The sequence below is a fragment of the Kamptonema formosum PCC 10802 genome, from assembly GCF_000332335.1.
Taxonomy (GTDB): Bacteria; Cyanobacteriota; Cyanobacteriia; order Cyanobacteriales; family Oscillatoriaceae; genus Oscillatoria.
The window spans coordinates 6,354,217-6,360,216 of record NZ_KB235948.1 but is presented as its reverse complement, the minus strand read 5'-3'; the positions used below and the strand labels follow the sequence as shown (position 1 = coordinate 6,360,216).

Genomic DNA, 6,000 nt, shown 5'->3' with positions numbered 1-6,000 from the left:
GCCCTTCCCGAAGGGTAGGCGGGCTTTGTCTGTATAGCCGCGATTTCCAATCGCCGGGTGGCCCGACTACAACTTGAGGTAAATTCTTTGCCCCTGTTCCGCCTGCCGGCACCGGCCCTTTTTTTGCGCACCTTCTCCCACAATAACACTCTACCACAAATGTGCCGGTGGCGGGAAATTGGGAAAATTTGCCTTTCTTAGCCCGCGTTGGGCGAAGCCCTTCCCGAAGGGTAGGCGGGCTTTGTCTGTGTAGCCGCGATTTCCAATCGCCGGGGGGCTCGACTACAACTTGAGGGAAATTCTTTGCCACTGTTCCGCCTGCCCGCACCGGCCCTTTTTTTTGCGCACCTTCTCCCACAATACGAATCTACCACAAATGTGCCGGTGTGTCTAGTGGAAATTGGGAAAATTTTGACGTGCCGGTTGCCGGTTTTTTGGGGGTTACGCCGGCGATCCCTCCCTATCTCTGTAAATTCGCGGGCAATATCTCAGTTATATAGCAGTAGCCAGTTAGATTAGGAAACTGGGATACGACGTATAGACGTAGGGCAGGCGTCTCGCCTGCCCTTCCCCTCGTTCCCAGGCTCTATCTGGGAACGAGAGATGCCGGTGCGCCTCATCTTACTCCCCCTCCCCACCGGCGGGGAGGGGGTTGGAGTGCCGGCTTCTATCCCGCCACCGACAGCGACAAGAAAACGCCGCCAATCACACAAATTGCCCCACCGGCAAATCGCTTCAGCAATTCCGGCTGAACCCCTTTACTCTTGAGCAAATTGCCGGCATTGAGCGCCAAGAGCGCAATCCCAAACTGAATTGCCGTAAAACCTGCCAGGTAAGCCACCAGCGGCGTCATTTCCGCCCCCACAATCGACTCACCGTAGGCGTACCCGTGAAACAGCCCAGCCGGTGCCGCCAAAAGCGCTAAAACCGGCGTCTGAATTGCCGGTTGCGGCTTCAATACCAGCAGCAAACCCCCCGCAATCACCGACAGAGCGATCGCAATCTCAACCGCCGGCATATTCACGCTCAGCAAGTGAATGCCGGTGCCAACCATCGCCGCCACCACAAAAACCGCCGGGATAAACACCCCACCGGATCGCCCAGCAGCAATTAACCCAATTGCCACCACAAAAGCAAAATGGTCAACCCCAATAATCGGATGCGCCAATCCTGACATAAACCCCTCAAAAAAATTCGAGGGCGTTTTGCCTCCCATCATGTGGTGCGCCAGTGCCGGTGCGCCGGCGCTCAGCACTCCCAGCGCCGATATTGCCGCCACAATGCCAGCACCCTTGACATTTTTCCCAACTTGTGAAACCTTTCCCAAATCCATCTGTACCTCGCAGATTTATGCAATACAACTGCCGGTGGGTGTTCTGACTTAATGGCCACTTACAGTGGCCAGATTACAGTTGCGGGACAGTGCCGGTCTCACACCGAACTTTCCCCGTTACCTCTGGTGGCTGCTCCCCACCAGAACCGGCTGGAGTTTGACAATTGTAGCACTATTTGCTGCGGGCTAACTACACACTTTTTACAAACTTTGGGCTCAAGCCCAACTACGAACTTTTGGGCTAAAGCCCAACTACGAACTTTTGGGCTAAAGCCCAACTACGAACTTTTGAGCTAAAGCCCAACTACGAACTTTTGGGCTAAAGCCCAACTACGAACTTTGGGCTAAAGCCCAACTACGAACTTTTGGGCTGAAGCCCAACTACGAACTTTTGGGCTGAAGCCCAACTACGAACATGAGTAAACAAGTTATCCTTCTGGCTTCTTTCTCCCCCATCTAGCGCAGCAACTCCTCCAACCTTTGCTGGTCCCAAAGCGTGCGGTACAGACCGGCTTGCTGCATCAGCTCCGCGTGAGTGCCGGTTTGCACAATCTCACCGGCATCCATCACAAAAATCCGGTCAGCCGTCGCCGCCGCAGACATCTGGTGCGAGATAAAAATTACCGTCTTCCGCATTGTGCCGGCGGAGAGATTCTTCAAAATAGCCGTCGCCGTTTGATTGTCAACACTAGAAAGCGCATCATCCAGAATCAGCACCGGCGCATCCACAAGCATTGCGCGAGCCAGAGCGCTGCGCTGCCGCTGTCCGCCAGATAGAGTAATCCCCCGCTCTCCCACAATTGTCTCATACTGCTGCGGAAAATTGAGAATTTCTCCCTCAATCTGCGCTTGTTTCGCAGCTTCTCCCACCCGATCCCGCTCAGCTTGGGGATTCCCGTAGCGGATATTATTTTCAATCGTAGTGCTGAACAGGAAACTGTCTTGCGGCACATAAGCGATCGCCCCCCGCAAGTCGCGCAATCGCAGTTCAGTAATGTCGCAGCCATCCAAAAACAGGTGCCCTCTGGCAATATCCAGCAAGCGGGGGAGCGCATTCGCCAGAGTCGATTTGCCCGCGCCCACCGGTCCCACAATGGCTACCGTTTCGCCGCCAGCAATCTCAAAACTGACATTTCTCAGTGCCGGTGCGGACGCTCCCGGATAAGTGTAACTGAGATTGCGCGCCCTGACAGAACCCAACACCGGCACCGGCAGGGAAACCGCCGCCGGCTCGTCCTGAATTTTCGGCTTTTCTGTCAAAATCGCCTCTACACGGTCAATACTCACTTCCCCACGCTGGTAGGCAGTAATCGTAAAACCGAGCAGCGCTGTTGGGAAAACCAAACGTTCCACATAGAGAATCAGAGCGATAAAATCCCCAACCGTAATTTCCTTTGCCACAATCGCGCCGGAACCGAATGCTAGCAATACCAGCAAACTCAAACTCGCCAAACCCGAAAGAATCGGAAACAGCTGCGTGCGAGTTTTCGCCAGCTTCAGTGTCGCGGAAAGCAGCCGGTCGTTATGCTCGCGGAAAGCGCGGCGCTCATTTTCTTCTTGGGCGTAGATTTTAATTAGCGAGATACCGCTCATATCCTCTTGGATAAGATCGCTCAAATCCGAGAGTTCTTCTTGCACAGTCTGCTGTAGGTTGCGCAAGCGGTTGGCAAAGAGCTGGACCAGTACCAGCATCACAGGATAGACAGAGATAGCCAGCAAACTCAGCCGCAGGTTAATCGCCATCATCACCGGCAGCGTCAGTCCGTAAGCAAACACCGTATTTGCCAGACTCAGCACCGCAAACCCCAGCAGCCGGCGGATATTATCCACATCCGAGGTGGCGCGGTTAATCAAATCCCCCGTCGGGTTGCTGGCAAAGTAAGACGGTTCCAGGGTGAGCACATGCTCAAAAATCCGCTGTTTCAGGTCAAATTCCACCTGACGCCCCACCCCAAACAGCAACAGGCGCGACGCCACCCGGATTGCCCACATCAGCGTTGCTAAGACGAAGATTAGCAGCACATAGGGCCAAACCGATTCTAGAGAGGGGACTGGGCCTTCTGCCGCCAGCCTGAGTCTGTCAATGCTGTTGCGAATCCGCAGGGGAATGTAGACCCCCAACCCATTGACAATCAGCAGGGCGAGGATGCCCGAGAGCGCCTGACGCCAGTGGGGGCGCAGGTAAGCAGCCAGTTTTTGCAGTCGAGAGCGAGCCATGAGTCGGGGTGAAAGGTTTAAAGCGTCTGCGGGCGTCATCAGGGGGTGAGGGGAAACCGGGTTTCTCAAACAACCCCGATTTCAAGTTCCCCAATGGGTGTCCCATCTTGGATGGGTAGCTGTCCCAACCTCCCCAGTGCGGGTAACAGAAACAGCGCCCACTTCCGAATGTAACACTGAATCACAATCCCGGTGGGGGCGGACAAACGTTAATCGGATTGTAAAGAACTGGCAGAGCCTTTTCCAGGACGCTAGTTGTGGCGCTGAGTCCCTCAATCCTGGGCAGATAATCTACAAACCCCAGTCCTGTGCGTATCGGCGACTCTTGCCCCAATCTGTCTGCGAGCCAGTCCGCCGACACCGGCACGCTAGAGAGCAATAAAAATACCAGCGCCACCATCACCCGCTCTGTGAGCTTTTTCCTGGAGTCCTGGGCTTTCTTCCCTTCCTTATCGTCCTCTAGCTTTCTCATCCCTTCCTTCAAAGCTTGCAGCAAAATCACCAGCACCAGGCCCAGCGGTCTAAGCGGGAAGGTGAGGATGACCCACAGAGTTGTTAGTATAGTGCAGGTGCTGTAGCTGGGCAGTCTTAATACGAAAAAGACGACAATAAGCAGAGCAATCGCCGCCCCCAGATAGCTTCCATAGTCTTTTTGAAATAAGTTCTTAATCACCGGCACGAGAAAAGAGCCGAGCCACAGCAAAATGATTAAGCTAATTAAGGCTTCTAACATGGCGATCTTTGGAGTTTTCTAGTGGGAATGGGGCTGGTTGACGAGCGGAACTAACATTGCGCTGCAGTGACTCGGTTTGAGCTGCCGGTGGCCGGCACTCGCCCGCACTTGACAAATTGCATATTTTGTGCTATTATACATCGCTTTGCTCCTGTTAGACTTTCAGCGCTGCCGGTGCGGGCAATCAGCTTACCTCAGCAGTGCGGCCAAGACTGGCACGAACTTAACATTTTTCGGCGCAAATCTTCCATCCTTTCGTGCCGGCGGGGCGGGTTTCGGCAAGAAATTTAAGGGGTGAGCGACAGCGCTCGCGCCACTGCTAGGGCACCCACAGCCAGCCTCGCAAAAAATAATAAATTAAGGTGAAGAATTCATTAATAGAGCGCTCGCTGCGCATCAGGGCTTGGGCGCTGGGAACAAAGTCTGCAAACAGCACGCGGTGCTGGGAGGGCTGGCAAAGTCGCTCGTACAAGTCGAGGGCGCTAGGAATCACCTCCAGGCCCAGCCTTTGAAAGGTCAGTTTGGCCCGACCTAGATCCAGGGCAGAAGCCACCAAAATTATCGGCTGTTTCGGGTCGGGTGCCTCCTGGGTCAAGATTTTTTTAACCTCTAGGGCACTGCTATAAATATCTAAGCTGCTGTCATCAAAGCGGACGTCCTTCACCCCCAGTTTTTGCAGCAGGCGGAGCGTAGTGTCTGTCTCTGTGCGCCGCGCCCCACCCACTGACCCCATGCCGGCGCTGACAATCACCCGGGGGCGATTGCCCAACTCTCGCTGCTGCCGGTACTGCTCAAAAGCCGCCAGGATGCGCTCGCTGGTATCTGTCACCTGCATTTGAGTCCCGTAGCGCAGTCCAGGCTGAGTGACTGTCCGCCCCAACACCACAATCGCGCCTGCCTTTTGAGTTGGTTTGGGCTCGCCGCCATCTTCTGGACAAATCGCTGACCTGTCCAGCCCTAGCCAGCTGACTGTCCCCTCTAGCTGCAGCGCTATCCAAGGGTTGCTGAAAACCAGCAAAATCAGCAGTGCTGCCCAGACTTGCTCGGACTTAACTGTTTTGACGATCTCCTTTCCCGATTTCTCTTCCCTGGACTTAACTGTTCGGACAAGAACCTTTCCCGGTTTCTCCTCCTCGGACTTAACTGTTCGGACGATAACCTTTCGTGTTTGCGGCAAGCTTTTCACCCACAGATATTGCCGGCTGGCCACGATGAGCAGCACTGCCGGCAGACCCAGCGGCTTCAGCGGTAAGGACAGCAGGCCCCACGCAAATTGACTGAATGGATCGGCTGGGGAGAAAAACGCTGCAATCAGGGTGAGCGCCACTATCACGCGGACGAACCAGAACGCCGAGTCTCTGGGCGCTGCCTGCCACAGCAGATACCAAAGCAGGAAGGCAATCAGCAGCCAAAGCAGAACTTGGGCTTGCAGTGGAAACATTGGCGCACTCTCTCCCTACCACTTGTGGGCAGACTCTATCCTCCTCCAGTCCCGACCCGACAAAATTTCTTTACAAATATACTTGTTTCTTAAAATCCCAGAAAAGCCGGTCACGGTAATATCCTAATCAGGCGCAAGCAGGCTCTCAGTCCCGTTTGCTACTATTTTGCAATATTACCCAATCGTCTCAGCTCCCCACCGCTGATGCAGCAACTAAAACAATGTGCCAAAATTCACGCGCTTATTGCAAGTTCTAAAAAACAGCGGTGCCCCCCA

At 54.4% G+C, this 6,000-nt stretch carries 5 protein-coding genes and 1 riboswitch; all 5 genes read right to left on the bottom strand.

Annotated elements, in window-relative coordinates; genetic code table 11:
• Positions 1-667: 667 nt before the first annotated feature.
• The 5 genes from OSC10802_RS0128045 to OSC10802_RS0128030 all read right to left on the bottom strand — a co-directional run bounded on the left by OSC10802_RS0128045 (position 668) and on the right by OSC10802_RS0128030 (position 5,724).
• The gene (locus OSC10802_RS0128045; RefSeq protein ID WP_017720099.1) at positions 668-1,333 is read right to left on the bottom strand and encodes a HupE/UreJ family protein; all 666 of its coding nucleotides are present in this window, start codon (positions 1,331-1,333) and stop codon (positions 668-670) included.
• A gap of 16 nt (positions 1,334-1,349) precedes the next feature.
• Positions 1,350-1,499: riboswitch (cobalamin riboswitch) on the bottom strand.
• Positions 1,500-1,789: 290 nt separating this feature from the next.
• On the bottom strand, positions 1,790-3,550 hold the full coding sequence (locus tag OSC10802_RS0128040; RefSeq protein ID WP_026098886.1) for an ABC transporter ATP-binding protein: 1,761 nt from the start codon (positions 3,548-3,550) through the stop codon (positions 1,790-1,792).
• 181 nt (positions 3,551-3,731) lie between these two features.
• Positions 3,732-4,283, bottom strand: coding sequence for a hypothetical protein (locus OSC10802_RS0128035; protein WP_017720097.1), 552 nt, complete (start codon positions 4,281-4,283; stop codon positions 3,732-3,734).
• Between the two features lie 18 nt (positions 4,284-4,301).
• Positions 4,302-4,424, bottom strand: coding sequence for a hypothetical protein (locus OSC10802_RS55915; RefSeq protein ID WP_255349180.1), 123 nt, complete (start codon positions 4,422-4,424; stop codon positions 4,302-4,304).
• Positions 4,425-4,602: 178 nt separating this feature from the next.
• The gene (locus tag OSC10802_RS0128030) at positions 4,603-5,724 is read right to left on the bottom strand and encodes a YdcF family protein (protein ID WP_017720095.1); all 1,122 of its coding nucleotides are present in this window, start codon (positions 5,722-5,724) and stop codon (positions 4,603-4,605) included.
• Positions 5,725-6,000 lie beyond the last annotated feature (276 nt).

Excerpts from the sequence above, each read along its gene's own strand:
- OSC10802_RS0128040 (WP_026098886.1), bottom strand. The coding sequence starts at position 3,550 with ATGGCTCGCTCTCGACTGCAAAAACTGGCTGCTTACCTGCGCCCCCAC.
- OSC10802_RS0128030 (WP_017720095.1), bottom strand. The coding sequence starts at position 5,724 with ATGTTTCCACTGCAAGCCCAAGTTCTGCTTTGGCTGCTGATTGCCTTC.
- OSC10802_RS0128045 (WP_017720099.1), bottom strand. The coding sequence starts at position 1,333 with ATGGATTTGGGAAAGGTTTCACAAGTTGGGAAAAATGTCAAGGGTGCT.
- OSC10802_RS55915 (WP_255349180.1), bottom strand. The coding sequence starts at position 4,424 with ATGTATAATAGCACAAAATATGCAATTTGTCAAGTGCGGGCGAGTGCC.
- OSC10802_RS0128035 (WP_017720097.1), bottom strand. The coding sequence starts at position 4,283 with ATGTTAGAAGCCTTAATTAGCTTAATCATTTTGCTGTGGCTCGGCTCT.